The 24,810-nt window shown below is 74.6% G+C and carries 19 protein-coding genes; 16 read left to right on the forward strand and 3 right to left on the reverse strand.

The features are described 5' to 3' along the window. The first annotated feature begins 114 nt into the window (after nt 1–114). Together AB0P03_RS31325 and AB0P03_RS31330 are read left to right on the forward strand one after the other, a co-directional pair. The gene (locus AB0P03_RS31325; protein ID WP_363586511.1) at nt 115–1,680 is read left to right on the forward strand and encodes a PucR family transcriptional regulator; all 1,566 of its coding nucleotides are present in this window, start codon (nt 115–117) and stop codon (nt 1,678–1,680) included. A 239-nt stretch (nt 1,681–1,919) separates the two neighbouring features. Further along, on the forward strand, nt 1,920–3,362 hold the full coding sequence (locus tag AB0P03_RS31330) for an aldehyde dehydrogenase family protein (protein WP_063347635.1): 1,443 nt from the start codon (nt 1,920–1,922) through the stop codon (nt 3,360–3,362). Nucleotides 3,363–3,451: 89 nt separating this feature from the next. Here the strand turns inward: AB0P03_RS31330 and AB0P03_RS31335 are convergent, their stop codons facing one another. Beyond that, complete coding sequence (locus tag AB0P03_RS31335) at nt 3,452–4,120, reverse strand: NAD(P)-binding oxidoreductase (RefSeq protein WP_363632050.1); 669 nt, start codon at nt 4,118–4,120, stop codon at nt 3,452–3,454. A gap of 84 nt (nt 4,121–4,204) precedes the next feature. On the opposite strand from AB0P03_RS31335, the gene dxr reads away from it, so the two are divergent. From dxr to AB0P03_RS31360, 5 genes are all read left to right on the forward strand, one after another. After that, a complete protein-coding gene (gene dxr, locus AB0P03_RS31340) occupies nt 4,205–5,434 on the forward strand; it encodes a 1-deoxy-D-xylulose-5-phosphate reductoisomerase (protein WP_363632052.1) in 1,230 nt (409 codons plus the stop codon). 119 nt (nt 5,435–5,553) lie between these two features. Continuing rightward, complete coding sequence (locus AB0P03_RS31345) at nt 5,554–6,858, forward strand: site-2 protease family protein (protein WP_363586513.1); 1,305 nt, start codon at nt 5,554–5,556, stop codon at nt 6,856–6,858. 143 nt (nt 6,859–7,001) lie between these two features. Then, nucleotides 7,002–8,162 (forward strand): flavodoxin-dependent (E)-4-hydroxy-3-methylbut-2-enyl-diphosphate synthase, encoded by a 1,161-nt coding sequence (ispG, locus tag AB0P03_RS31350; RefSeq protein ID WP_363586514.1) that lies wholly within the window; start codon nt 7,002–7,004, stop codon nt 8,160–8,162. A gap of 157 nt (nt 8,163–8,319) precedes the next feature. Further along, nucleotides 8,320–9,195 (forward strand): GNAT family N-acetyltransferase, encoded by an 876-nt coding sequence (locus AB0P03_RS31355; RefSeq protein WP_350885688.1) that lies wholly within the window; start codon nt 8,320–8,322, stop codon nt 9,193–9,195. Nucleotides 9,196–9,265: 70 nt separating this feature from the next. Next, nucleotides 9,266–9,817, forward strand: coding sequence for a GNAT family N-acetyltransferase (locus AB0P03_RS31360; RefSeq protein ID WP_063347629.1), 552 nt, complete (start codon nt 9,266–9,268; stop codon nt 9,815–9,817). Between the two features lie 8 nt (nt 9,818–9,825). Here the strand turns inward: AB0P03_RS31360 and AB0P03_RS31365 are convergent, their stop codons facing one another. Next, complete coding sequence (locus AB0P03_RS31365) at nt 9,826–10,749, reverse strand: aminoglycoside phosphotransferase family protein (protein ID WP_363624957.1); 924 nt, start codon at nt 10,747–10,749, stop codon at nt 9,826–9,828. Nucleotides 10,750–10,836: 87 nt separating this feature from the next. Beyond that, on the reverse strand, nt 10,837–11,940 hold the full coding sequence (locus tag AB0P03_RS31370) for a ferritin-like domain-containing protein (protein ID WP_363632054.1): 1,104 nt from the start codon (nt 11,938–11,940) through the stop codon (nt 10,837–10,839). 305 nt (nt 11,941–12,245) lie between these two features. On the opposite strand from AB0P03_RS31370, the gene rimP reads away from it, so the two are divergent. From rimP to AB0P03_RS31415, 9 genes are all read left to right on the forward strand, one after another. Further along, the gene (gene rimP, locus AB0P03_RS31375; protein ID WP_350885651.1) at nt 12,246–12,800 is read left to right on the forward strand and encodes a ribosome maturation factor RimP; all 555 of its coding nucleotides are present in this window, start codon (nt 12,246–12,248) and stop codon (nt 12,798–12,800) included. Nucleotides 12,801–12,857: 57 nt separating this feature from the next. Further along, nucleotides 12,858–13,868 (forward strand): transcription termination factor NusA, encoded by a 1,011-nt coding sequence (gene nusA / locus AB0P03_RS31380; protein ID WP_063347626.1) that lies wholly within the window; start codon nt 12,858–12,860, stop codon nt 13,866–13,868. Between the two features lie 94 nt (nt 13,869–13,962). Beyond that, a complete protein-coding gene (locus AB0P03_RS31385) occupies nt 13,963–14,262 on the forward strand; it encodes a YlxR family protein (RefSeq protein WP_079135592.1) in 300 nt (99 codons plus the stop codon). 249 nt (nt 14,263–14,511) lie between these two features. Beyond that, the gene (gene infB, locus AB0P03_RS31390) at nt 14,512–17,733 is read left to right on the forward strand and encodes a translation initiation factor IF-2 (RefSeq protein ID WP_363632056.1); all 3,222 of its coding nucleotides are present in this window, start codon (nt 14,512–14,514) and stop codon (nt 17,731–17,733) included. A gap of 168 nt (nt 17,734–17,901) precedes the next feature. Continuing rightward, entirely contained in the window at nt 17,902–18,198 is a 297-nt protein-coding gene (locus AB0P03_RS31395) for a DUF503 domain-containing protein (RefSeq protein WP_063347622.1), read from the forward strand. Nucleotides 18,199–18,351: 153 nt separating this feature from the next. After that, nucleotides 18,352–18,792, forward strand: coding sequence for a 30S ribosome-binding factor RbfA (gene rbfA, locus AB0P03_RS31400; RefSeq protein WP_350885658.1), 441 nt, complete (start codon nt 18,352–18,354; stop codon nt 18,790–18,792). Nucleotides 18,793–18,794: 2 nt separating this feature from the next. Then, nucleotides 18,795–19,898: a bifunctional oligoribonuclease/PAP phosphatase NrnA gene (locus AB0P03_RS31405; protein ID WP_363586518.1), complete on the forward strand. Its 1,104-nt coding sequence runs from the start codon at nt 18,795–18,797 to the stop codon at nt 19,896–19,898. A 34-nt stretch (nt 19,899–19,932) separates the two neighbouring features. Then, a complete protein-coding gene (gene truB / locus AB0P03_RS31410) occupies nt 19,933–20,862 on the forward strand; it encodes a tRNA pseudouridine(55) synthase TruB (protein ID WP_363586519.1) in 930 nt (309 codons plus the stop codon). Between the two features lie 295 nt (nt 20,863–21,157). Continuing rightward, on the forward strand, nt 21,158–24,778 hold the full coding sequence (locus AB0P03_RS31415; protein ID WP_363632058.1) for a serine protease: 3,621 nt from the start codon (nt 21,158–21,160) through the stop codon (nt 24,776–24,778). Nucleotides 24,779–24,810: the final 32 nt, after the last annotated feature.

The following is a 24,810-nucleotide window of genomic DNA, read 5'->3' on the forward strand; positions in this document are numbered from 1 at the left end:
GCAGTGCCGGTTGTCCGGAGCGTCCATAATGAGGGGGAGAGATTCTCACTTGTCCCATTGCCCTCTCCTCGCCCGGCCGCAACGGCGCGGTCAGGTCGATCCCCCGAAGGTGCCATGCCCCCCACACTCGCCTCCGTTGTCCGCAACAGTTCGCTCCATCTGACGGTCCTCGCCGGCGCGGACCACCTGGAGCGGCCGGTCCGCTGGGTGCACACCAGCGAGCTGGACGACCCGACGCCGTTCCTGGAGGGTGGCGAGCTGCTGCTCACCACCGGGATCAAGCTGGGCCGTACGGCGGCCCAGTTGCAGGCGTACGTGCACCGGCTGGCCGATGCCGGGGTGGTGGGGCTGGGCCTGGGGGTGGGGCTGTCGCACACGGAGGTGCCGCAGCCGCTGGTGGACGCGGCCGCGCAGCGGGGGCTGCCGCTGCTGCGGGTGCCGGAGCCGACGCCGTTCATCGCGATCAGCAAGGTGGTGTCCGCGGCGCTGGCCGCGGAGCAGTACGAGGCGGTGACGACCTCCTTCGAGGCGCAGGAGGAGCTGACCCGGGCCGCGCTGGGCAAGGACGGCACGACGGCGGTGGTGCGCCGGTTGGCGGCCCGGCTGGGCGGCTGGGCGGCGCTGTACGACGGGTCGGGGGCGCTGTCGGTGGTGGCGCCGGACTGGGCCGCGCGCCGGGCGGGGCGGCTGGCGGCGGAGGTGGACCGGCTGCGCCGGCGCCCGGCGCCGTCGAGCGCCGCGTTGCAGGGGCGGGCGCCGGGGATCGACACGGCGGACGAGGACTACGTGGTGGTCCAGTCGCTGGGGGCGGACCGGCGGGCCCGGGGCTTCCTGGCGGTGGGCACCGAGGACCGGATCACCCCGACCGAGCGGTACGTGCTGAACGCGGCGGTGGCGCTGCTGACCCTGACGCTGGAGCGCTCGCGCGAGCTGCGCCAGGCCGAGGAGCGGATGGGCGCGGCGCTGCTGCGGATGGTGCTGGCGGGCGAGGTGGCGACGGCCCGCCAGGTGGCGGTGGGGCTGTTCGGCGGTATGCCGGAGGGGACGATACGGGTTCTGGTGGCCGGGGCCGGGCCGAACGCGGAGGCCGCGGAGGCGCTCGGGGAGCTGGGGGACCGGGCCGAGCAGGCGGGTGCCCGGGTGGGCGAGAAGCTGCTGGTGGCGCGGGAGGACGGCGCGCACGGGGCGCGGCTGATGGTGCTGGCGCTGGACAACGGGGCGGTGCACCGGGCCTGTCTGGGTGCGGTGGAGGAGCACGAGGGCCTGTCGCTGGGCGTGTCGGCGCCGGCCGCGCTGGAGGACGCGGGGACGGCGCACGCGCAGGCCGAGCGGGCGCTGGCGGTGGCGCTGCGCGGTGGCCGGCGGTCGGTGGACCACGAGGAGGTCGGTGCGGGGTCGCTGCTGCCGCTGCTCGGCGAGGACGCGGTGACGGCGTTCGCCGAGGGGCTGCTGCGGCCGCTGCGCGAGCACGACCGGACGGCCCGCGGCGATCTGGTGGCCTCGCTGCGGGCGTGGCTGTCCCGGCACGGGCAGTGGGACGCGGCGGCGGCCGATCTCGGGGTGCACCGGCACACGCTGCGCTACCGGATGCGGCGGGTCGAGGAGCTGCTGGGGCGTTCGCTGGACGACACCGACGTGCGGATGGAGCTGTGGCTGGCGTTGCGCTCCGGCGAGGAGTAGGTCGCACCCGAGCCGCACAGAGCCGCACCGCACTGGGCCGCACCGGACCGGGCCGCACCGAGCCGCACCAAACCGGGCCCCGTCCGGGCTCAGCCCGGGAGGCCCTGGACGGGATGGAGCAGCGTCGGGGGCGAACGCTCCGAGTCGGCCAATCCGGTCGGTGCGCCGGCCCACCTACCCTCGGGTTCGGGTCCCACACCCGTGGGCCCGATGACGACGAGGAGAGGGCCGGTACCACGGTGACCACCACGTACGATTTCTGGCTGGCCGGCCGACGGGCGAGCGGCGACGCCGACTTCGAGGTGCACAACAGCTGGGACGGCCGTCTGGTCGGCAAGGTGAGCATCCCGACCGAGGCCCAGGTCGAGGAGGCGCTGGACGCCGCCGTCGCCGCGCTGCCGGTGTTCGCCGCCACCCCGGCGCACGTCCGTTCGGCCGCGCTGGACCACGTGGCCAAGCGCCTGGCCGAGCGCACCGAGGAGCTCGCCCAGCTGATCACCGCGGAGAACGGCAAGCCGATCAAGTGGGCCCGTGGTGAGGTCGGCCGCGCGGTGTCGGTCTTCCGCTGGGCGGCCGAGGAGGCCCGCCGGACCAACGGCGAGACGATGCGGCTGGACACCGACCCGGGCGGCGTGGGCCGTTTCGCGGTGGTGCGCCGCTTCCCGCGCGGTGTGGTGCTGGGGATCGCCCCGTTCAACTTCCCGCTGAACCTGGTCGCCCACAAGGTCGCCCCGGCGATCGCGGTCGGTGCCCCGATCATCCTGAAGCCGGCCCCGGCGACGCCGCTGTCGGCGATGGTGCTGGGCGAGATCCTGGCCGAGACCGACCTGCCGGCCGGTTCGTGGAGCATCCTGACGGTGCCGAACGACCGGATGCCGGCGCTGGTGCAGGACGAGCGCCTGCCGGTGATCTCGTTCACCGGTTCGGACAAGGTCGGCTACCAGATCATGGACTCGGTGCCGCGCAAGCACTGCACCCTGGAGCTGGGCGGCAACGCCGCGGCCGTGGTGCTCGCCGACTGGTCCTCGGAGGCCGACCTGGACTGGGCGGCCACCCGGATCGCGATGTTCGCCAACTACCAGGGCGGCCAGTCCTGCATCTCGGTGCAGCGCGTGATCGCCGACGCGTCGGTGTACGACGCGCTGGTGGAGAAGGTCGTGGCCAAGGTCAAGGCCCAGGTCACCGGTGACCCGAACGACGACGCGACGGACGTCGGCCCGCTGGTGGACGAGAACGCCGCGAAGCGGGTGGAGTCCTGGGTGGACGACGCGGTCGCCAAGGGCGCCAAGGTGCTCGCCGGCGGGGGCCGCGAGGGTGCGACCTACGCGCCGACCGTGCTGGCCGAGCTGCCCGCGGACGCGATCCTGGCCAAGGCCGAGGTGTTCGGCCCGGTCCTGTCGCTGCACCGGGTGGACGGTGTGGACGAGGCCTTCGCGGCCGTCAACGACTCGGCGTTCGGCCTTCAGGCGGGCGTGTTCACGCACGACCTGCAGACCGCCTTCCGCGCCCACCGGGAGCTGGAGGTCGGCGGTGTGATCATCGGCGACGCGCCGTCCTACCGCGCCGACCAGATGCCGTACGGCGGCGTCAAGGACTCCGGCGTCGGCCGTGAGGGCGTCCGGTACGCGATGGACGACTACACGGTCGAGAAGGTCCTGGTCCTCAGCGGCCTCGACCTCTGAGCGAACCCGTGAGTGAGGGGCCCGGTCCGGTGACCGGGCCCTTCGCCCGTTCCGGGGCCCGGTCGGCCCAGCCGTCGTGTCCGCCCGTGTCAGCCGTTGTGTCCGCCCGCGACGGAGACGGCCTCCTCGACCGGGGTGTCGCCGGCGACCAGCTCCAGCGTCTGCCCGGCCGTGCCCGGTGCGCGCAGCAGCGCGGCGAGGACGGCGGCGACGTCGGCCCGGTCCACGGCGCCGCGCGCGACCGAGGCGGCGAGCCGGACCAGGCCGGTGCCGGGGCCGTCGGTGAGGCGGCCGGGGCGCAGCACCGTCCAGTCCAGGGCCGTGCGGGCCCGGACGGCGTCGTCGGCGGCGCCCTTGGCCCGCAGATAGGTCTCGAAGACCTCGTCGGCGGGGTGCTGGGCGTGGGCGTCGGCGCCCATCGAGGAGACCATCAGGTAGCGCCGGACGCCCGCGAGTTCGGCGGCGTCGGCGAGCAGCACGGCGGCGTCGCGGTCGACGATGTTCTTGCGGGCGGCGCCGCTGCCCGGTCCGGCGCCGGCGGCGAAGACCACCGCGTCGGCGCCAGCGAGCAGTTCGGCGAGTCGCGGGGCGGTGGCGGACTCCAGGTCGAGCAGCAGCGGTTCCGCGCCGGCGTCGGTGAGGTCCCGGGCCTGTTCGGGGCGGCGGATGATCCCGGCGGGCCGCTCGCCGCGCGCGGCGAGCAGCCGTTCGAGTTTCAGCGCGATCTGTCCGTGGCCCCCGGCGATGACGGTACGCATGGCTCCGACGGTAGCCCGGGGCGCGGACCGGCGTCCTGTCGGGAGGCGTCCTGCGCGGGGCCCCGGGCAGGACACAATGGGCGCATGACTTCGCTCGCCCACCCGCAGCTGCGGTTCACGCCCACCGTGCAGGACCCTTCCGGCCCCCGGGAGCTGGTGATCCTCGGTTCGACCGGGTCGATCGGCACCCAGGCCATCGACGTGGTGCTCCGCAACCCGGACCGGTTCCGGGTGGTCGCCCTGTCGGCGGCCGGCGGCCGGGTGGAGCTGCTCGCCGAGCAGGCGCTGCGGCTGGGCGTGCACACGGTGGCGGTGGCGGACCCGGCGGCCGAGCCGGCGCTGCGCGCGGCGCTGGCGGCGAAGGCGGCGGGCGCTGCGCTGCCGGCGGTGCTGGCGGGGCCGGACGCGGCGACCGAGCTGGCCGCGATGGAGTGCCACTCGGTGCTGAACGGCATCACCGGGTCGATCGGGTTGCGGCCGACGCTGGCCGCGCTGAGGGCGGGCCGGGTGCTGGTGCTGGCCAACAAGGAGTCGCTGATCGTCGGCGGCCCGCTGGTGAGGGCGGTGGCGCGGCCGGGGCAGATCGTGCCGGTGGACTCCGAGCACGCGGCGCTGTTCCAGGCGCTGGCGGGCGGCACCCGGGCCGAGGTCCGCAAGCTGGTGGTGACGGCCAGCGGCGGTCCGTTCCGCAACCGGACGCGTGAGCAGTTGGCCGGGGTGACGCCGCAGGACGCGCTGGCGCACCCGACCTGGGCGATGGGCCCGGTGGTCACGATCAACTCGGCGACCCTGGTGAACAAGGGCCTGGAGGTGATCGAGGCGCACCTGCTGTACGACGTGCCCTTCGACCGGATCGAGGTCGTGGTCCATCCGCAGTCGGTGGTGCACTCGATGGTGGAGTTCACCGACGGTTCGACGCTGGCGCAGGCCAGCCCGCCGGACATGCGGATGCCGATCGCGCTGGGTCTGGGCTGGCCGGAGCGGGTGCCGGACGCCGCCCCCGGCTGCGACTGGACCAAGGCCGCGACCTGGGAGTTCTTCCCGCTGGACGACGAGGCCTTCCCGGCGGTGGAGCTGGCCCGCGAGGTGGGCACCCTGGGCGGTACCGCGCCGGCGGTCTTCAACGCGGCCAACGAGGAGTGCGTGGAGGCGTTCCTGAAGGGGCGCCTCGCTTTCACGGGAATCGTGGACACTGTTGCCAAGGTCGTCGCCGAGCACGGCACGCCCGTGCCGGGAACTTCCCTGACGGTCGAGGACGTCCTGCACGCGGAGGACTGGGCCCGCGCCCGGGCCCGCGAGCTGGCGGCGGGCTGACGGCGGCGGGTTGACGGCGTGGGCCGTTTCCGGCCGGGTGTACCCGTACCGGGTGTCCGGCCGGGCGTGACTGCGGTAAGACAAGACGACGAGCGGAGCGGCATGACGGAGGGCCAGCGGTGGCAATGGTTTTGACGGTGGTCGGCATCCTGGTCTTCGCGGTCGGGTTGCTCGTCTCGATCGCCTGGCACGAGCTCGGCCACCTCTCGACGGCCAAGCTGTTCGGCATCCGGGTGCCGCAGTACATGGTCGGCTTCGGCCCGACCGTCTGGTCGCGGAAGAAGGGCGAGACCGAGTACGGCTTCAAGGCGATCCCGCTGGGCGGCTACATCCGGATGATCGGGATGTTCCCGCCGGGTGCGGACGGCCGGATCACCAAGCGCAGCAGTTCCCCCTGGCGCACCATGATCGAGGACGCCCGGGAGGCCTCCTACGAGGAGCTCCAGGAGGGCGACGAGCACCGGCTGTTCTACACCCGCAAGCCGTGGAAGCGCGTCATCGTCATGTTCGCCGGGCCGTTCATGAACCTGGTCCTGGCCTTCGGCCTGTTCCTGACGGTCCTGATGGGCTTCGGCGTCTCGACGGCGGTGCCGACCATCGGCTCGGTCGCCCAGTGCGTGGTCAAGGCCGGTTCGCCGACCGACGTGTGCCCCGCGGACGCGCCCAAGACCCCCGCCAACGAGGTGGGGCTGCGGCAGGGGGACAAGGTCCTCTCCTTCGGCGGGGACCGGATCCGCGACTACGACCAGCTCCAGGCGGACATCCGGAAGTCGGCCGGCCAGCAGGTCGAGATCCTGGTCGACCGGGGCGGGCAGCAACTCGTCCTCAAGCCCGTCATCGCCGTCAACGACGTGCAGAAGTACGACGGCAACGGCGTGCCGCTCAAGGGCCAGACCGTGCAGGCCGGCTTCCTCGGCTTCACCCCCAAGCAGGGGGTCGTCCAGCAGAGCTTCGGGCAGTCGCTGGACCGGATGGTCGGCATGGCCGAGAACGGGGTGAAGTCGCTGGCCGCGCTGCCGGGCAAGATCCCCGGTCTGTGGAACGCCGTGGTCGGGGACTCCCCGCGTGACCCGGACTCGCCGATCGGCATGGTCGGCGCCGCCCGGGTCAGCGGTGAACTGGTGAGCATGGACCTGCCCGCCAGCCAGCGGGTGGCGATGTTCGTCAACCTGCTGGCCGGGATCAACCTCTCGCTCTTCCTGTTCAACATGCTGCCGCTGCTCCCGCTGGACGGCGGCCACATCGCGGGCGCGGTGTGGGAATCGGTCCGCCGCCGATTCGCTCAGCTGTTCAAGCGGCCCGATCCCGGGCCCTTCGACGTCGCCAAGCTGATGCCGGTGGCGTACGTCGTGGCCAGCGTCTTCATCGGCTTCACCCTGCTGGTGATGGTCGCCGACCTGGTGAACCCGGTGAAGATCAGCTAGAGCGTTCGGGTACGGCGGGTGTGCTGGGGTCCGGCGCCGTGCCGTACCGTGGAGGCCGGGTGCGCGATCGAGGCGCGCCCGGCCTCGGCCGTCCCACTGGCCGGGCGGTCGACCACACCTCAACCCCGGGGAACCCTGCGCACATGACCGCGATCTCGCTCGGTATTCCGTCCCTGCCGCTCAAGCCGCTCGCCAAGCGCCGTGTATCCCGGCAGATCATGGTCGGCAACGTACCGGTCGGCGGTGACGCTCCCGTCTCGGTGCAGTCGATGACCACCACCGTGACCTCGGACATCAACGCCACGCTGCAGCAGATCGCTGAGCTCACCGCATCCGGGTGCCAGATCGTCCGGGTCGCCGTCCCCACCCAGGACGACGCCGACGCGCTGCCGATCATCGCCAAGAAGTCCCAGATCCCGGTGATCGCCGACATCCACTTCCAGCCGAAGTACGTCTTCGCCGCGATCGACGCCGGCTGCGCCGCGGTCCGCGTCAACCCGGGCAACATCAAGGCCTTCGACGACAAGGTCGGCGAGATCGCCAAGGCCGCCAGGGACGCCGGCGTGCCGATCCGGATCGGCGTCAACGCCGGCTCGCTCGACAAGCGCCTGCTGGAGAAGTACGGCCGCGCCACCCCCGAGGCCCTGGTCGAGTCCGCGCTCTGGGAGTGCTCGCTGTTCGAGGAGCACGACTTCCGCGACATCAAGATCTCGGTCAAGCACAACGACCCGGTCGTGATGATCAACGCCTACCGCCAGCTGGCCGCCGCCTGCGACTACCCGCTGCACCTCGGCGTCACCGAGGCCGGCCCCGCCTTCCAGGGCACCATCAAGTCCGCGGTCGCCTTCGGCGCGCTGCTCGCCGAGGGCATCGGCGACACCATCCGGGTCTCCCTCTCCGCCCCGCCGGCCGAGGAGATCAAGGTCGGCAACCAGATCCTGGAGTCGCTCGGCCTGCGCCAGCGCGGCCTGGAGATCGTCTCCTGCCCGTCCTGCGGCCGCGCCCAGGTCGACGTCTACAAGCTGGCCGAGGAGGTCACCGCCGGCCTGGAGGGCATGGAGGTGCCGCTGCGCGTCGCCGTCATGGGCTGCGTCGTGAACGGCCCGGGCGAGGCCCGCGAGGCCGACCTCGGCGTCGCCTCCGGCAACGGCAAGGGCCAGATCTTCGTCAAGGGCGAGGTCATCAAGACCGTCCCCGAGTCGAAGATCGTCGAGACCCTGATCGAGGAGGCGCTCAAGCTCGCCGAGCAGATGCAGGAGGCGGGCGTCGAGGCCGGTACGCCGACCGTCGTCGCGGCCGACTGACCACGCAGGGTCCGCGCGGTGCGCCGCGCGCAGTCTTCCGGAAGCGGGGCCGTCCGTTCGCGGACGGCCCCGCGGCCGTAGCCGGGTGGGGCCACGGAGTAGGGTGCGGCCAGATTCGTCTCAGTGAGGTGCTGTCTCGATGCTCGATCGAGGTGTGATGCTCCCCGGCTCGTTCCAGGCCGCCCGCGCCCTGGCCACCACCCGCGTGTTGGAGCCCCCCGACCTCGCGGACGCCTTGGAGATCCTCCACCGCGACCCGGTCGCCAACTCCTTCGTCGCCACCCGGGTCGAGGCCGTCGGTCTGGACCCCTGGCGGCTCGGCGGCGAGATGTGGGGCTGGTACGACGGGGACGGCGCCCTCGCCGCGCTCTGTTATGCCGGGGCCAACCTCGTCCTGGTCGACGCCGGGCCGGAGGCCGTCGCCGCCTTCGCCGAGCGGGCCCGCCGGCAGGGCCGCCGCTGCTCCTCGATCGTCGGCCCGGCCGGGGCCACCGCCGCCTTCTGGGCGCTGCTGGAACGCAGTTGGGGCCCGGCCCGCGAAGTCCGCGCCCACCAGCCGCTGTTGGCCACCGCCGTGCCCTCCGCCGAGATCGCGCCGGACCCGCTGGTGCGGCGGGTGCGGCGGGAGGAGATCGACGCGCTGATGCCCGCCTGCGTGGCGATGTTCACCGAGGAGGTCGGGGTCTCCCCGCTGGCCGGTGACGGCGGCCTGCTCTACCAGGCCCGGGTCGCCGAACTCGTCTCCGCCGGGCGGTCGTTCGCGCGTTTCACCGAGGACGGCGAGGTCGTCTTCAAGGCCGAGATCGGCGCCGTCACCGAGGGCGCCTGTCAGGTCCAGGGCGTCTGGGTCGCCCCCGGGTACCGGGGCCGGGGCCTCTCCGAGACCGGCATGGCCGCCGTCCTCGACCTCGCGCTGCGCGAGATCGCCCCGGTGGTCTCGCTCTACGTCAACGACTTCAACCTGCGGGCCCGGGCCGCCTACCGGCGGGTCGGCTTCCGTGAGGTCGGCGCGTTCATGAGCGTGCTGTTCTGAGTCCGCTCCCCGGGAGTTCGGTTCCGATCTTCGCCCGCGCCGGCGGCCCACGGGTAGTAACGTCCGAGGCATGGATCAGCTGACCGGGGTGACGATCGAGGCCATCGACCTTGCGGCCTGGGCGCCGCAGGCGCTGGAGGTCCAGGCGGTGGCGTTCGGCCTGACGGCCGAGGAGGTCGCCGTCCGGCTGCACATCGTCGGCCGGCACGCCCACCAGCCCGGGGTGATCGCGCTCGGCGCGATGAGCGGCGGCCGGCTGGTCGGCTTCGGCTACGGGATGCCCAACCAGCGCGACCACTGGTGGAGCACGGTGATCGAGCCCTACCTGGACGCGCGCGGCCACGACGCCTGGCTGGACGACGTGTTCGCCGTCACCGAGCTGCACGTGCTGCCCGAGTACCAGGGCCAGGGCGTCGGCTCCCGGCTGATCCGCACCCTCTGCGAGCGCTCCGGGCTGGAGCGCAGCATCCTCTCCGCGATCGACGCGGAGACCCCCGCCCGGCGGCTCTACCGGGCGCTCGGCTACCAGGACCTCGCCCGTGCGGTGCGCTTTCCCGCCACGGACCGGCTGTACGCGGTGATGGGGGCCCGGCTTCCGCTGCGCGGGCCGGGCGAGGCGTAGGGCTCGCCCTACAGCGCCCCGGCGAACTCCAGGTAGAGCTCGGCGTCCTCCCGGCGGCCGGCCGCCAGGGCCCGCAGGGCGAGGTCGACGGCCCGGAACAGCGTCCAGCCGCGCAGCCGTTCCCGGTCCACCTCCAGCGCGTCCGCGAGCTGGTGCAGCCGGCGGCGGACGGCCGCGGCCACGCCGGGGGAGCCGACCAGGGTGTCCGCCCGGTCCAGCGCCAGCCGGGCCAGGTCGAAGGCGCGCTCGCCGGCCAGCGGGCGCGGGTCGATCGCCAGCCAGGGCGCTCGGTCGGCGGCGAGCACGTTGCCGTGGTGGAAGTCCCCGTGGAGCAGGAAGGTCTCGGCGGCGGAGCCGGCCAGGCCGTCGGCGGTGTCCAGCGCCTCGGCGATCAGCGGCTCGGCCTCGGCGGCGCCGGGCAGGGCGCGGTGTCCGCGCAGCCGTTCCGCGGTGTCGGCGGTCCGGGCCGCGAGGGTCGGGAACGGGTGGTCCTCGGGCAGGGTGCTCCAGAGCCGGTGCAGCAGGCTGGTCGCCTCCAGCATCGCCTTCGCCTCGGCGAGCGAGCGCAGCGGGATGTCCCCGTGCAGCCGCTCCAGCAGTTGGACGCCCTCGGCGGGGTCGGCGTCCAGCAGCAGGACGGCCCCGCGCCCGGCCCAGTGGGCGAGCGCCGCGTGCTCCAGCGCGGTCTCGGGGGTCCGCAGGCCGGTCTTGAGGACGGCGGGGGAGAGGTCGTCGCGGTGGACGTAGGCGACCAGGCTCAGGCTGCCGCCGGGGTCGAGCACCCGCTCCAGGGTGAGGTCCCAGCGCGCCAGGTGGGCGGCCACCCGCGCGGGCAGCCCGGCCAGCCACTGCCGGCCCGGTTCGCCCTCGCTCGCCGCGACGCCGCGTGCCAGCCAGGCGGGGACGGTGATCTGCGGTGCTGCTCCCGACATGCCGGCCTTCCGGTTGACGCTCCCCCGTTGGTGTTACCCGTCCATTGTCGGCCATGAACGGGAAACCGCAGGTCAGCGCTGCGGGCCCTAGGGAGTGGTGGCCGTGGGGGTGGGGAGGGGCTCGGGGATGCCGGGGAAGGCGGGGTCGGCCGCGCCCCAGCGGTGGGCGCGCAGGGCGCTGTCGCGCAGGGCGTCGGCGGCGGTGCCCCGTTGGGGGCCGGGGACGGCGGCGACCAGGTCGGCGTAGACGGTGGTGAGCCGGGTTTCGAGGTGGGCGGCGAGCTTGGTGGCGCCGGCCGCGTCGGTGACGGCGAACGGGAGCTGGTAGCCGCCGGCGGCGGCGGCCGGGGTGGCGCCGAGGGAGCCGATCAGCCGCTGCCAGGCGTCCCGCCGGGCCTCGTGGGCGGCGTAGGCGGTGCGGGCGTCGGTGCGCTGTTGGTCCTCGGGGAGCCGGGCGCCGACCACGCCGTAGCCGTAGACGGCGGCGTGTTCGGCGCCGAGGGCGCCCTGGAGGGCGGTCACCGCTGCGGCGGCGGGGTCGGCCGACGGCCCGGCGGAGGGGGGAGCGGTGGGCTGGTCGCTCGGGGGCGCGGTCGGCGCCTCGGTGGGGGTGGTGGCGGCAGGGGGCGGGGCGACCGGCGGGGTGGTGTCGCCGAGGGCGACGGCGTGCAGCACGTCGGAGGCGGCGACCGAGGCGAGCAGCCGGGCCAGCGGCGGCCGGGCTGCGGCCAGGTCGGTGAGGCGGGCCTGGGCGGTCTGCCGTTCGAGTGCGGCGAGCGCGGCGGGGGTGCCGACCGGCGTTCCGCTCGCTGTCCCGCTCGCTGTCCCGCTCGCCGTCCCGCTCGGTGTCCCGCCCGGGCCGGCCGAGGGCGTGGCCGGGGACGCCGGGGGGATGGAGGCGGCCGGCAGCCCGTAGGCGAGGGCGGCGCGGTGCTGGGCCACCTCGGCCCGGAGCGGCTGCAGCACGGCGGCCTGGGCGCCGCCCGGGCCGGCGAGCAGCGCGTCGTAGCCGGCCAGCAGCGTGTCGGTGGCGGCGATCGAGCGCAGGATGACCGGTTCGTCCGGGTTCGGCAGCGGGCCGCGGTTGCCGGGCGTGGTGTCGTTGCCGCCGTGGGAGCCGGTGCAGGCGGTGAGGGCGGTGAGGGCGAGCAGCCCGAGAGCCAGGAACGTCCGTCGGCTGGGCGGCTGCATGGGTGTCACTCCGGGGCGTGTGCGGGAGGGCGGCCTCCCCGCCTGCCCTTCGTAGGCGTGAATGATTACAGAATCCCCACGATTCCGGGCGGGGATTCGGATCCAGGGACGCCCCGGGAGCGGGTGTGAGCTTGCTCGCAGTGGGTGGCGTGCGCCCGGTCGGGGGTGGTCCGGAATCGGTGGTTCGCGGCTTCACCGGCTAGGCTTTGGGCCGAGCTGCCGTGACCCGGTGTGCGCCGGACCGGCGCCGGAGGGTGCGGAGCGACCTTCTGACAACAGCAGACGCGGCCGAGGAGTCCACCCGGATGAGCACCACCCACACCGACCGGCTGCGCGCGTTGCTGGAGCCGCTGGCCGTGCAGGCCGGTCTGGACCTGGAGGACGTCAAGGTCACCAAGGCCGGCAGCCGCCGCCAGGTGCAGATCGACGTCGACACCGACGGCGGCGTGGACATGGACGCCATCGCCGAGTTCAGCCGGGTGGTCGGTGAGGCTCTGGACGAGTCGGACCTGATGGGCGACGAGCCCTACCTGCTGGAGGTCGGTTCGCCGGGCGCTGAGCGTTCGCTGGACCTGCCCCGGCACTGGCGTCGCGCGGAGGGCCGACTGGCCAAGATCCACCTGGTCGACGGCGGGGAGATCGTCGCCCGGGTGCTGGAGGCGGACGAGGACGGCGCGCTGGTCGAGGTGCAGCCGGTGAAGGGCCGCGGCCGTCCGAAGGAGCGCCGGCTGGCGTACGCCGAGGTGGATCGGGCGCGCGTGCAGGTCGAGTTCAACCGCAAGGACGACAAGCTCCTCGACGAGGCCGCGGACTACGCGGACGACGACGCCTCCGAGGAGGGGGACGACGGTGCGCTGTGACCTGCGCACCGCCCGGACCATGACGAACGTGACGAAGAAAGACGAGGAGGCGTAGCCGTGGACATCGACATGAGTGCCCTGCGCACGCTGGTCAACGAGAAGAACATCCCCTTCGACCTGCTGGTCGAGTCCATCGAGTCCGCCCTCCTCACCGCGTACCACCGCACCGAGGGCTCGCGCCGCCGCGCCCGGGTGCACCTGGACCGCAAGTCCGGCCACGTCACCGTGTGGGCGACGGAGGACCCGGCCGAGCTGGACGAGGGCGTCGAGCCCAAGGAGTTCGACGACACCCCGAACGGCTTCGGCCGGATCGCGTCCAGCATCGGCATCCAGGTGATGATGCAGCGCCTGCGCGACGCCGCCGACGACCAGACCTTCGGCGAGTACGCGGGCAAGGAGGGCGACATCGTCACCGGTGTCGTCCAGCAGGGCAACGACCCGAAGAACGTGCTGGTCGACATCGGCAAGCTGGAGGCCATCCTGCCGCCGCAGGAGCAGGTCCCGGGCGAGGACTACCGGCACGGCACCCGGCTGAAGTGCTACGTCGTGGCGGTGCGCCGCGGTGTGCGCGGGGCCTCGGTGACGCTGTCGCGGACGCACCCGAGCCTGGTGAAGAAGCTGTTCGCGCTGGAGGTCCCGGAGATCGCGGACGGCAGCGTGGAGATCGCGGCGATCGCCCGTGAGGCCGGCCACCGCACCAAGATCGCGGTCTGGTCGCGCCGGGCCGGGCTGAACGCCAAGGGCGCCTGCATCGGCCCGATGGGCAGCCGGGTGCGTGCGGTGATGGGCGAGCTGCACGGCGAGAAGATCGACATCGTCGACTGGTCGGAGGACCCCCGGGAGATGGTCGCCGCGGCGCTGTCCCCCGCACGGGTGACCAGCGTGGAGATCGTCGACCTGGCCCAGCGTTCCGCCCGGGTGATCGTGCCGGACTACCAGCTGTCGCTGGCGATCGGCAAGGAGGGGCAGAACGCCCGCCTCGCCGCCCGCCTCACCGGCTGGCGGATCGACATCCGGCCGGACACCGAGGGCCAGCCCGAGGACGGCGGTCGGGACACCGACCGCTGAGCGCGGCGCTGACCGGCTGTTCGCCCCGTCAAAGCCCCCCGCCGTTCCGCCCGGGATCGGCGGGGCGGCGCCATGTCCCTTCGGAGGGGTAGACTTGCCTTCGTCTGGCCGGACGCACGTCCGAGCACGCCCGGAACGCACCTGCGTGGGCTGCCGCAAGCGAGCGGCCAAGCACCAGCTGTTGCGTGTCACGGCGGTCGAGGGCGTCTGCGTCCCCGACCCCCGTGGCGCACTGCCGGGCCGGGGCGCTCACCTGCACCCCGATCCGGCCTGCCTCGACCTCGCGGTTCGCCGTCGGGCGTTTCCCCGGGCCTTCCGCCTCCAGGGGACGCTCGACACGGAGCGGCTCCGCGAGTTCATCGGGGAGCGGACCGTCGACACCCCGGCGCCCTGAGTCCCTCAGGCCGCCCGGTGGGGCGACGCCCGCAACGGCCGCCGCTCAGTGCGGCGGGAGAACCACCGCAACAAGCACGGTTCGCGGGCAGCCGCGTGCCGTGCCACCAGTCAGGTACCTCGCGATGTGGAAGTAGGTCGAGATTGCGATGAGCTCTCGATGAGTACGCGATGAGTACGCGATGGGTACGCCCATGAAGTAGCGACGGTCCGGCGGACGAGACACCCCGGACTCATAGACAGGAGTGAAGTGGCTAAGGTCCGGGTTTATGAACTCGCCAAGGAACTTGGCTTGGAGAGCAAGGCCGTCATGGCCAAGCTCACCGAGCTCGGTGAGTTCGTCCGTTCGGCGTCCTCGACGATTGAGGCGCCGGTCGTACGTAAGCTGACTGACGCGCTTGGTGTGGCCCCCACCGGTGGTGGTTCCGCTGCCAAGCCGGGCCCGCGCAAGAGCGCGGCGCCCCAGCCCGCGGGTGGCTCCGCCGCCGCGGGTGCACCCAAGCCGGGTGCTCCGACCCCGGGTCCGCGCCCCAGCGCGACCCCTGGTCCCCGTCCCACCCCGGCCGCGGCTCCCGCGGCCCCTGCGGCCCAGGCCGCGCCCGCCGCCCCGGCGGCCCCCGCCGCCGCGAAGCCGGCGGGTGGCCCGACCCCGGGTCCGCGCCCGGCGGCGCGTCCCGCCGCTCCGGCGGCCCCGGCCGCGCCCGCGGCCGAGTTCTCCTCGCCGGCTCCGGCCGGTGACACCCCGCGTCAGGCTCCGCAGGCCTCGCAGGCCTCGCAGGCCTCGCAGGCTCCGCAGGCCCCGCAGGCCTCGCGTCCGGCCGGTCCCGCCGCCGGCGGTGCCCGTCCGGGTCCGCGTCCGGCCGGTCCGCGTCCGGGCAACAACCCGTTCACCTCGGGCAGCGCGACCGGTATGGCCCGCCCCGGCGACCGCCGTCAGGGCGCGCCGGGTGCGCGTCCGGCCGGTCAGGGCGCCCCGGGCGGCGACCGTCCGCGTCCGGGCGGCGACCGTCCGCGTCCCGCCGGTGCTCCCGGCGCTGACCGTGGCGCCCCGCGTCCCGGTGGCGACCGTCCGCGTCCCGCCGGTGCTCCCGGCGCTGACCGTGGCGCCCCGCGTCCCGGTGGCGACCGTCCGCGTCCCGCCGGTGCTCCCGGTGCCGACCGTGGCGCCCCGCGTCCCGGTGGCGACCGTCCGCGTCCCGACGGCATGCCGCGTCCGGCCGGTCCGCGCCCCGGCGCCCCGTCCCCGTCCGGCATGCCGCGCCCGAACCCGGGCATGATGCCGCAGCGTCCGGCTCCGGGCCCGCGTCCGGGCCCCGGCGGCCGTGGCCCCGGTGGCCCCGGTGGCCGTCCGGGTGGTCCGGGTGCCGGTGGCGCCCGTCCGGGCTTCCAGGGTCGTCCGGCCGGTCCGGGCTCGCGTCCGGCCGGTGGCGGCGGCTTCGGCGGTCCGCGTCCCGGTGGCGGTGCCCCCGGTGGTGGCGGCGGCTTCGGCCCGCGTCCCGGTGGTTTCGGTGGTCGTCCCGGCGGCCCGGGTGCCCGTGGTGGCACGCAGGGCGCCTTCGGTCGTGGCCCGGGCGGTCGCCCGGCGCGTGGCCGCAAGTCGAAGCGGGCGAAGCGCCAGGAGTACGAGGCCATGCAGGCCCCGTCCGTCGGCGGTGTGATGCTGCCTCGCGGCAACGGCCAGACCGTTCGCCTGTCGAGCGGCGCCTCGCTGATGGACTTCGCGGAGAAGATCAACGCCAACCCGGCCGCGCTCGTCTCCGTCATGTTCAACCTCGGTGAGATGGTCACCGCGACGCAGTCGGTCTCCGACGCGACCCTCGAGCTGCTGGCCGGCGAGATGGGCTTCATCCTGGAGATCGTCAGCCGCGACGACGAGGACCGCGAGCTGCTGGAGTCGTTCGACATCGACTTCGGTGCGAACGAGGGCGACGAGGACCAGCTGGCCCCGCGCCCGCCGGTCGTCACCGTCATGGGTCACGTCGACCACGGTAAGACCCGCCTGCTGGACGCCATCCGCAAGTCCAACGTGGTGGCCGGCGAGGCCGGTGGCATCACCCAGCACATCGGTGCCTACCAGGTCGTCACCGAGGTGAACGGCGAGCAGCGCCCGATCACCTTCCTCGACACCCCGGGTCACGAGGCGTTCTCCGCCATGCGTGCCCGTGGTGCCAAGTCCACCGACATCGCGATCCTGGTGGTCGCGGCCAACGACGGTGTCATGCCGCAGACGGTCGAGGCGTTGAACCACGCCAAGGCCGCGGGTGTGCCGATCGTGGTCGCCGTCAACAAGATCGACGTCGAGGGCGCCGACCCGACCAAGGTCCGCGGTCAGCTGACCGAGTTCGGTCTGGTGGCGGAGGAGTACGGCGGCGACACCATGTTCGTCGACATCTCCGCGCGCCAGGGCCTCAACATCGAGCAGCTGCTGGAGGCCGTGGTCCTCACCGCGGACGCCTCGCTCGACCTGCGGGCCAACCCCGAGCAGGACGCGCAGGGTATCGCCATCGAGGCCCACCTCGACAAGGGCCGCGGCGCCATGGCGACCGTGCTCGTGCAGCGCGGTACCCTCCGCGTCGGCGACTCGATCGTGGTCGGCGACGCCTACGGCCGCGTCCGCGCGATGCTGGACGAGAACGGCAACAGCCTCGCCGAGGCCGGCCCGTCCCGCCCGGTGCTGCTGCTCGGTCTGACCTCGGTGCCCCGCGCCGGCGACAGCTTCATCGTCGTCGACGAGGACCGCACCGCCCGTCAGATCGCCGAGAAGCGCTCGGCCCGCGACCGCAACGCCGCCTTCGCGCAGCGTCGGGTCCGGGTGTCCCTGGAGGACCTGGACAAGGCCATCGCCGCCGGCGAGATCGAGCAGCTCAACCTCATCATCAAGGGTGACGTCTCCGGTTCGGTCGAGGCCCTCGAGGACGCCCTCGTCAAGCTGGACGTGGGCGAGGAGGTCGAGCTCCGCATCCTGCACCGCGGTGTGGGTGCGATCACCGAGTCCGACGTCAACCTGGCGATGGGTTCGGACGCCATCATCATCGGCTTCAACGTGCGCGCCGAAGGCCGTGCGCGTACCGCGGCCGACAAGGAAGGCGTGGACGTCCGGTACTACTCGGTCATCTACCAGGCGATCGAGGAGATCGAGAACGCCCTCAAGGGCATGCTCAAGCCCGAGTACGAGGAGGTGCGCCTCGGCTCCGCGGAGATCCGCGAGGTGTTCCGCTCCTCCAAGTTCGGCAACATCGCGGGTGTCATCGTCCGCGAGGGCCTGCTGCGCCGCAACGCCAAGGCCCGCCTCATCCGCGACGGCAAGGTCGTGGCGGAGAGCCTCACCATCGAGGGTCTGCGCCGCTTCAAGGACGACGCGACCGAGGTCCGCGAGGGCTTCGAGGCCGGTGTCACCCTGGGGTCGTTCAACGACATCAAGGTCGAGGACATCATCGAGACCTACGAGATGCGCGAGAAGCCGCGTTCGTAGTCGGTGAAAGCCGGGGCCGGTCGACGGGTGGTATTTCCGTCGACCGGCCCCGGTCTCGCTGTGTAGGGTCCGGGGTAGTCGAGATGCAGCAGCGTTCAGACGTAGCACCGGCAGCCCGGTTCCGGGCTGCCCCCCCGAGGCCTTCCAGGTCGGCGAGACCTGTCATACATGTTCGTGGGAACACTCACCTTCGACCTGCTGTTGGGCGACGTCCACTCGCTCAAGGAGAAGCGTTCGATCGTGCGGCCCATCGTGGCCGAACTGCAGCGCAAGTACAGCGTGTGCGCTGCCGAGACCGGGAACCAGGATCTGCACCGCAGGGCCGAGATCGGCCTCGCGGTGGTGGCCGGCGATGCCGGGTACGTCACCGAGATCCTGGACAGCTGTGAGCGGTTGGTCGCCGGCCGCCCCGAGGTGCAGCTCCTCTCCGCGAGGAGGAGGTACCACAACGACGACGACGAATGAGAGCCGTGGAGACGATCGGCGGAAGTCGCCGTTCTCACACGGATCAGGACCCAGAGCGCCCGCAAGGCCGGGCGCGGGCCGGTACTTTGGGGCGTGGGCCCCGAAGGGTGCGTAGCTCACCCGAATGCCGGACCCACTGCACGAGGAGGCAACGTGACCGACACCGCAAGGGCGCGCAAGCTCGCCGACCGCATCCAGGTGGTCGTCGCCCAGACCCTGGAGCGGCGGATCAAGGACCCGCGACTGGGGTTCGTGACCATCACCGACACCCGGGTGACCGGGGACCTGCGCGAGGCCACCGTCTTCTACACCGTCTTCGGCGACGAGACCGAGCGCGAGGCCACGGCCGCCGCGCTGGAGAGCGCCAAGGGCGTGATCCGCTCCGAGGTCGGCAAGATCGGGGTGCGCTTCACCCCGACGCTGACCTTCGTCGCGGACGCGCTGCCGGACAACGCCCGGAACATCGACGACCTGCTCGACCGGGCCAAGGCCATCGACGCGGCGGTGCGCACCACCGCCGCGGGCGCGACCTACGCCGGCGAGGCGGACCCGTACAAGGTTCCGGCGGCCGAGCGTGACGACGAGGACGAGTAGTCATGGCGGGTGAGCCGGCGAAGGCCGCCTCGCGAGCCGGTTCGACCACGGGGGCGTCTTCCACCAGCACGGTGGAGGACGCCCTCGTGGCGCTCCCGGGGCCGCGCACCGAGGAGAGCGGTTTCGAGCTGCTCTGGCAGCAGGTGGTGGCGGAGATCGGGCGGGCCCGTTCGATCGACCTGATCTGCCACATCTGCCCGGACGGCGACGCCCTGGGCTCCTCGCTGGCGGCTGCGCTGGCGCTGCGCGGGCTCGGCAAGCGGGTGCGGGTCTCCTTCGGCGACGACCCGCAGATCGTGCCCGAGTCGTTGGCCTTCCTGCCCGGCCAGGAGCTGATCGTGCCGGCCGTCGAGGTGCCGGACGTCCCCGAGCTGGTGCTCTGCTTCGACGTGGCCGCGGAGAGCCGGCTCGGCCTGCTGCACGGCAAGGCCTTCGCCGCGCCGGTGCTGGTGGTGATCGACCACCACGCCTCCAATCCGGGCTTCGGCACCCACCAGCTGATCGACCCGACCGCGCCGGCCACCGCCGTCCTGGTCGACGAACTGCTGCGCCGGCTCGGCGTCGAACTCGACCAGGACCTGGCCACCTGCCTGTACACCGGCGTCGCCACCGACACCGGTTCGTTCAAGTACCGGGCCACCACGCCCGCCACCCACGAACTCGCCGGGCGGCTGCTGGCCACCGGCATCCGGCACGACCTGATCTCCCGGCAGCTGTGGGACACCTCCTCCTTCGGCTACCTCAAGGTGCTCGCGGGCGCGCTCGACCGGGCCGTCTACGAGCCGGACGCGGCCGGCGGGCTGGGCCTGGTGTGGACCTGGGTGCCGTACCAGGACCTGGTGCTGTTCAGCGTCACGGTCGAGGAGATCGAGGGGCTGATCGACATCCTGCGCCGCCCGGCCGAGGCCGAGGTGGCGCTGGTGCTCAAGCAGGACCCGGACGGCACGCTGCGGGGCTCCTCGCGTTCCAAGGGTGCGGTGGACGTCGCGGCCGCCTGCGCGGAGCTGGGTGGCGGCGGGCACGTCTTCGCGGCCGGGTTCAGCGCCCGGGAGGACGTGGCCGCGGTGGTCGAACGGTTCCGGAGCGCGCTGCGACCGGTACGTTGATCATCTCTTGACCGCTTTTTAGAGAAAGAACTTGATGAAGCGCAAAGGCACCGGCCCGGACGGCCTGGTGATCGTCGACAAGCCCGAGGGCATCACCTCCCACGGGGTCGTCGCCAAGCTGCGATGGCTGGCCGGGACGCGGAAGGTCGGGCACGCCGGCACGCTCGACCCGATGGCCACCGGCGTACTGGTGATCGGCGTCGAGCGGGCCACCCGGCTGCTCGGCCACCTGATGCTCACCGCCAAGACGTACGAGGCGACCGTCCGGCTCGGCCAGACCACCGTCACCGACGACCGGGAGGGCGAGGTCACCGCGTCCGCCCCGGCCGACGGGGTGACCAGGGAGGCGATCGACGCCGGGATCGCCGCGCTCACCGGCGAGATCATGCAGGTGCCCTCCAAGGTCAGCGCGATCAAGATCGACGGCAAGCGGTCGTACGCGCGGGTGCGCGAGGGCGAGGACTTCGAGCTCGCGGCCCGGCCCACCACGATCCACTCCTTCACCGTGCACGGGCAGCGCGCGGCGCTCGCCGAGGACGGCACGCCGGTGATCGACCTGGACGTGACCGTCGAGTGCTCCTCCGGCACCTACATCCGGGCGCTGGCCCGTGACCTGGGCGCCGGGCTCGGCGTCGGCGGCCACCTCACCGCGCTGCGGCGCACCAGGGTCGGGCCGTACTCGGTGGAGTCGGCGCGCACCCTGGAGCAGTTGGAGGCCGCGGTCACCGGCGAGTCCCCGACGGGGCTGCAGGTGCTGCCGATCGGGGAGGCCGCGGCCGCCGCCTTCCCACGCTGGGACCTGGACGAGTCGGCGGCGGAGAAGCTGTCGCACGGTGCCCGGCTCAAGGCGCCCGGGCTGGGCGTGGACGGGCCGATCGCGGTGTTCGGGCCGGACGGGCGCTTCCTCGCGCTGGTCGAGGAGACGGACGGGCAGGCGAAGCCGGTCGCGGTCTTCGTCGGCTGACGCCCCGCAGCGCACGCGTCACCCCCGTCGGGAGTCTTCCGGCGGGGGTTTCGCTCGTTCGGGGGGCGTCCCGGGAGGGGCTTCGCTCGTTCAGGGGGTGTTCCGGCGAGGTCCGGGGGTTCGTTCCGGCGAGGGAGGGGTCACCCGCCCGGGGGAGCGCGCGAGGTGAACGCCCGTGGTGAGCGGCGCAGGCGCGGTGGGGCCGCCTCCCGGGCGGGCAGGCTCCCCGGCGGCGAGCAGGTCGCCGTGACGAGCCCGCCCCCGGGCCGTCCGGCCTGCGGGGAGGGCAGTGCGAATGCCGGGATTCCTGGACGGCGACGGCGTGGCGGGAGATCCGGGGCGGTACCTGCTGCGGATCCGCGACCTCAACGGGCGACTGCACGGCTTAGGGTTCGTCGCCGACCCGCAGGGCACCGTCCTCACCGCCCACGAGAGCGTCACCGGCCTGGACCGGATCGTCCTGCACACCCCCGGCGGGCAGACCAGGGTGCTCGGCCCGGACGCCGTCCTGCCGCTGCCCGAGCACGGGCTCGCCCTGCTGCGCACCGACGCGGTCGGCGGGCTGCCCGTGCCGCCGCTGCCCGTCGCGGCCCTCGGGGCCGGGCGCGCGGTGCTGCTGCCCGCGCTGGCCGGCGAGGACGGGCGGGTGGTGGCGCTGCGCTGCGGTCTGCTCGGTGCCGCCGGTGCCGGGTGCGGCGGGGTCGGCGGGGTGCTGCTGCTCGACCCGCCGGTGGTCGCCGGCGTCGTGGTGCCGGCCGGTTCGCCGGTGCTGGACGCCCGCAGCGGCGCCGTGGTGGCCCTGGCCGTGCCCGCGCTGCGCGGGCCGCAGCACGGCGGCGCGCTCCCGGCGGTGCCGGCCGGCGGCGGCGCGGTCGCGGTCGCCCCGGCGCTGGCCGAACTGCTGGCGCGCAACGGCGCGGCCGTGCCCGGCTACGGGCCCGCGCTCAACCTGGCCGGCGTGCTGCGGCTGACCGCGGCCCAGCTGGCCGCCGCCGGGGCCGGCCCGGGCCGGGTGGCCGGGCTCGCCGCCGACCGGGTCGACCGGCCCGACGGACTGGCCGGGGACGAGCCGCAGGCCACCGTCACCGCCCTGGTCGGCGCCCCCGGCAGCGGGCGCTCCACCGAACTCGCCGCCCTCGCCGCCCGCCGCGCCGGCGGCGCCCGGCCGCTGCCCACCCTCTGGCTGCGCGGCGCCGACCTGCGCGCCGAGGACCGCTCGCTCGCCGCCCCGGTGGAACGGGCGCTGGCCGCCGTCGCGGCCGAGCTGGGCATCCCGGCGCCCGCGCCGGAACCGGTGGCGGCGCTGTGCGCGGCGGCCGGGCGGCCGCTGCTGGTGGTCCTGGACGGCCCCGAGGAGGCCCCGGCGCCGCTGGACCCGCGCTGGCTGCGCGGCGCGGGGGACTGGCTGACCGGCTGCGGGGCGCGGCTGCTGACCGCCTGCGGCGAGGAGGCCTGGGTGCGACTGGCGGCCGAGAAGTGGGGCAGCGGCACCGGCCACGCCCGGTACCCGGACCCGCCGGAGCCGGGCGGCGACCTGGCCAGCGCCCCCACCGTCCGGATGGACGGCGGCGGCCCGGGCGCCCCCAGCCTCGCCGGGCACCGGCTCGGCCCGCTCCCCGCCGAGGCGGCCGAGCGGGTACGCCGCCGCTACGGGCTGCCGCCGGGCTGGCCGGCCGACGCCGACGCGCGGCACCCGCTGGCCGTCCGGCTGGCCGGCGAGCTGTGGGCGGAGGGCCTGCGCGGGGAGCCGGCCCGCCGGGGCGAACTGTTCGCCGCCTACCTGGACCTGCGTTGCCTGCGGGTGGCCGGGCGGCTGGTCGAGGACGGCCGGCAGCGCCGCCCGGGCGCCCACCGCCGGAGCTCCGCTCGCCCGGCCGGGCCCTCCCACGGGCGGGTGCGGCGGCTGGCGGCCGCGGTGGCCGGACGGGTGCACGAGGCGGCCCGGCGGATGCTCGGCGCCGGGCCGGGCGGCCTGGGCCGGGCCACCTTCGAGGAACTGTTCCCGGCAGCCGGCGGCTGGGCCACGGCCGTCCTCGCCGAGGGCCTGTTCGTCCCGGCCGGGCCCGGATTCCGGTTCGCGCACGGGGAGTTCGCGGACTGGCTGCAGGGCCTGCACCTGGACCTGGACGCCGCGCTGGGGCTGCTGCTCGGCGAGGCCGCGGACACGCCCTCCTCACCCGCGAACGGGCTGGAGGGCGCGCCAGCGGAGGGCTCCCCGCGCGGCGTCCCCCGGCACCGGATCGGCCCGGTCGCCGCCGCGCTGCGCCGACTGGCCGAAGCCTGGGGCGCACCCGCCCTGGACCCCTGGCTGCACCGGCTCTGGCGCGCCCTGGACCTGCGCCCGCCCGGCAGCGAACCGGCCTGGTGGGCGGGCCGGCTGCTCACCGCCGGGCTGGCCGCCAGCCCCGATCCGGCCGAACACCGGGCGCTGCTCGACCAGTTGGCCGGTCGGATCGCCGAACGGGCGGTCGCCGAGGGCGGGTTGGACGCGCTCCCGGCGGACGGGCTCGGCTCGTTCGGCCCGGCGTTCTGGACCGGCCTCGGCCTGCCCGCCGAGACCGAACTCGCGCTGCTGCGCCGCCTGGTGGCCGCCGACGGGCCCGGGCAGCCGTTCCTCGGCGCGGTGGCCGAACGGCTGCGCGCCGACCCCGTCGCGGTGTTCCCGCTGCTCTGCGCCTGGTTCGACGATCCGCACGGCCTGCCCGGCCGCCCCGGACACACCGTCGCCGACCTCGCCCACGACCTGCTGCACGCCCACCGCCGGCTCGCCCTGGACGAGTTGGCCGACGCCCTGGCCGACGCCGCGCACCCGAGGGCGGACGCACTGCTCACCGTGCTCGCCACCGAGGAGCCCTCCGCGCTCTGCCGGGCGGTGGACCGCTGGAGCCACGACGGGCGGCCCGAGCGGCACGTCGCCGCCGCCGTGCACGCCCTGCACGCCGCCCCGCACGCCGTCGGCGCCGCCGCCGGACTGCTGCGTTTCACCGCGCTGACCCTGCTCGCCCGCGAGGACGAACCGGGCCTGCACGGCGCCGCCCTCGCCCTGCTGGTCGGCGACCCGGCGACCAGGGCCGAGCACCTCCCCGCCGCGCTGTCCCTGCACCGGGCGGGCGGCGACGCCTTCCTCACCCCCAGGGCGCTGGCCCCCGCCCTGGAGAGCGACCCGGAACCCGTCCTGGCCGCGCTCGCCGACCGGCTGGCGGCCCCCGGCGCAGCCGCCGCCGAGACCCTGCGGGTGCTCGCCGACGCCCGCACCCCAGTGGCCACCCGGCGGGGCGCCGAACTGGCCGCCCGGCTGCTGCGCGAGCACCCGGCCCTGGCCGGCCCGGTCGCCGTCGACTACCTGGGCCGCCGCCTGGAGCGCGCCGCGACCGGCGGCCCGGCCGCCCGGCTGGAGCTGCGGGTGCTGCTCGGCGGCGCGCTGGCCGCCCGGACGGCGGGCGTGCGGAGGCCGTTCGCCCAGGTGCTGTCCGTCCCGGTGGCCGACCCGGCAGCGGACGCGCTGCGCTGCGAACTGCTGGACACCCTGCTCGCCATCGAGACCGACCCGGCGGTGCTGACCGCGGCCGTGGAGCGGCTGGCCGAGCACTGCGCGGCCGAGAACCCGGCCCGGGCCCGCGCGGTGCTGGCCCGGGCGACCCCCGGCCTGCCGGGCGCGGACGAACTGCTGGTGCGCTGGGCCGGCCGCTCGGCGGCGTTCGCGCAGCTGCTCGCCCAGTGGCCGCGGGACGCCGCCCCGACCGCGCCGGACGGTCCCCGGCTGGCCCGGATGCGGGCCCTGGTGGTGGCCGGCCGCGACCCGCAGTACGCGGCCGCCGAGGCGGAGCGGACCGTGCCCGGGCGCGCCGCGCACCCGCCGGTGCGCCCAACCCGTATTCCGGTGCCGGAGCAGGAGCAGGCGCATGGCACGCTATAGGGGTTCGGGTTTGAGCGTTTGAGCGTACAGAG

The sequence above is a fragment of the Kitasatospora sp. NPDC088779 genome (assembly GCF_040685395.1).
In the GTDB taxonomy this organism is placed as follows: Bacteria; Actinomycetota; Actinomycetes; order Streptomycetales; family Streptomycetaceae; genus Kitasatospora.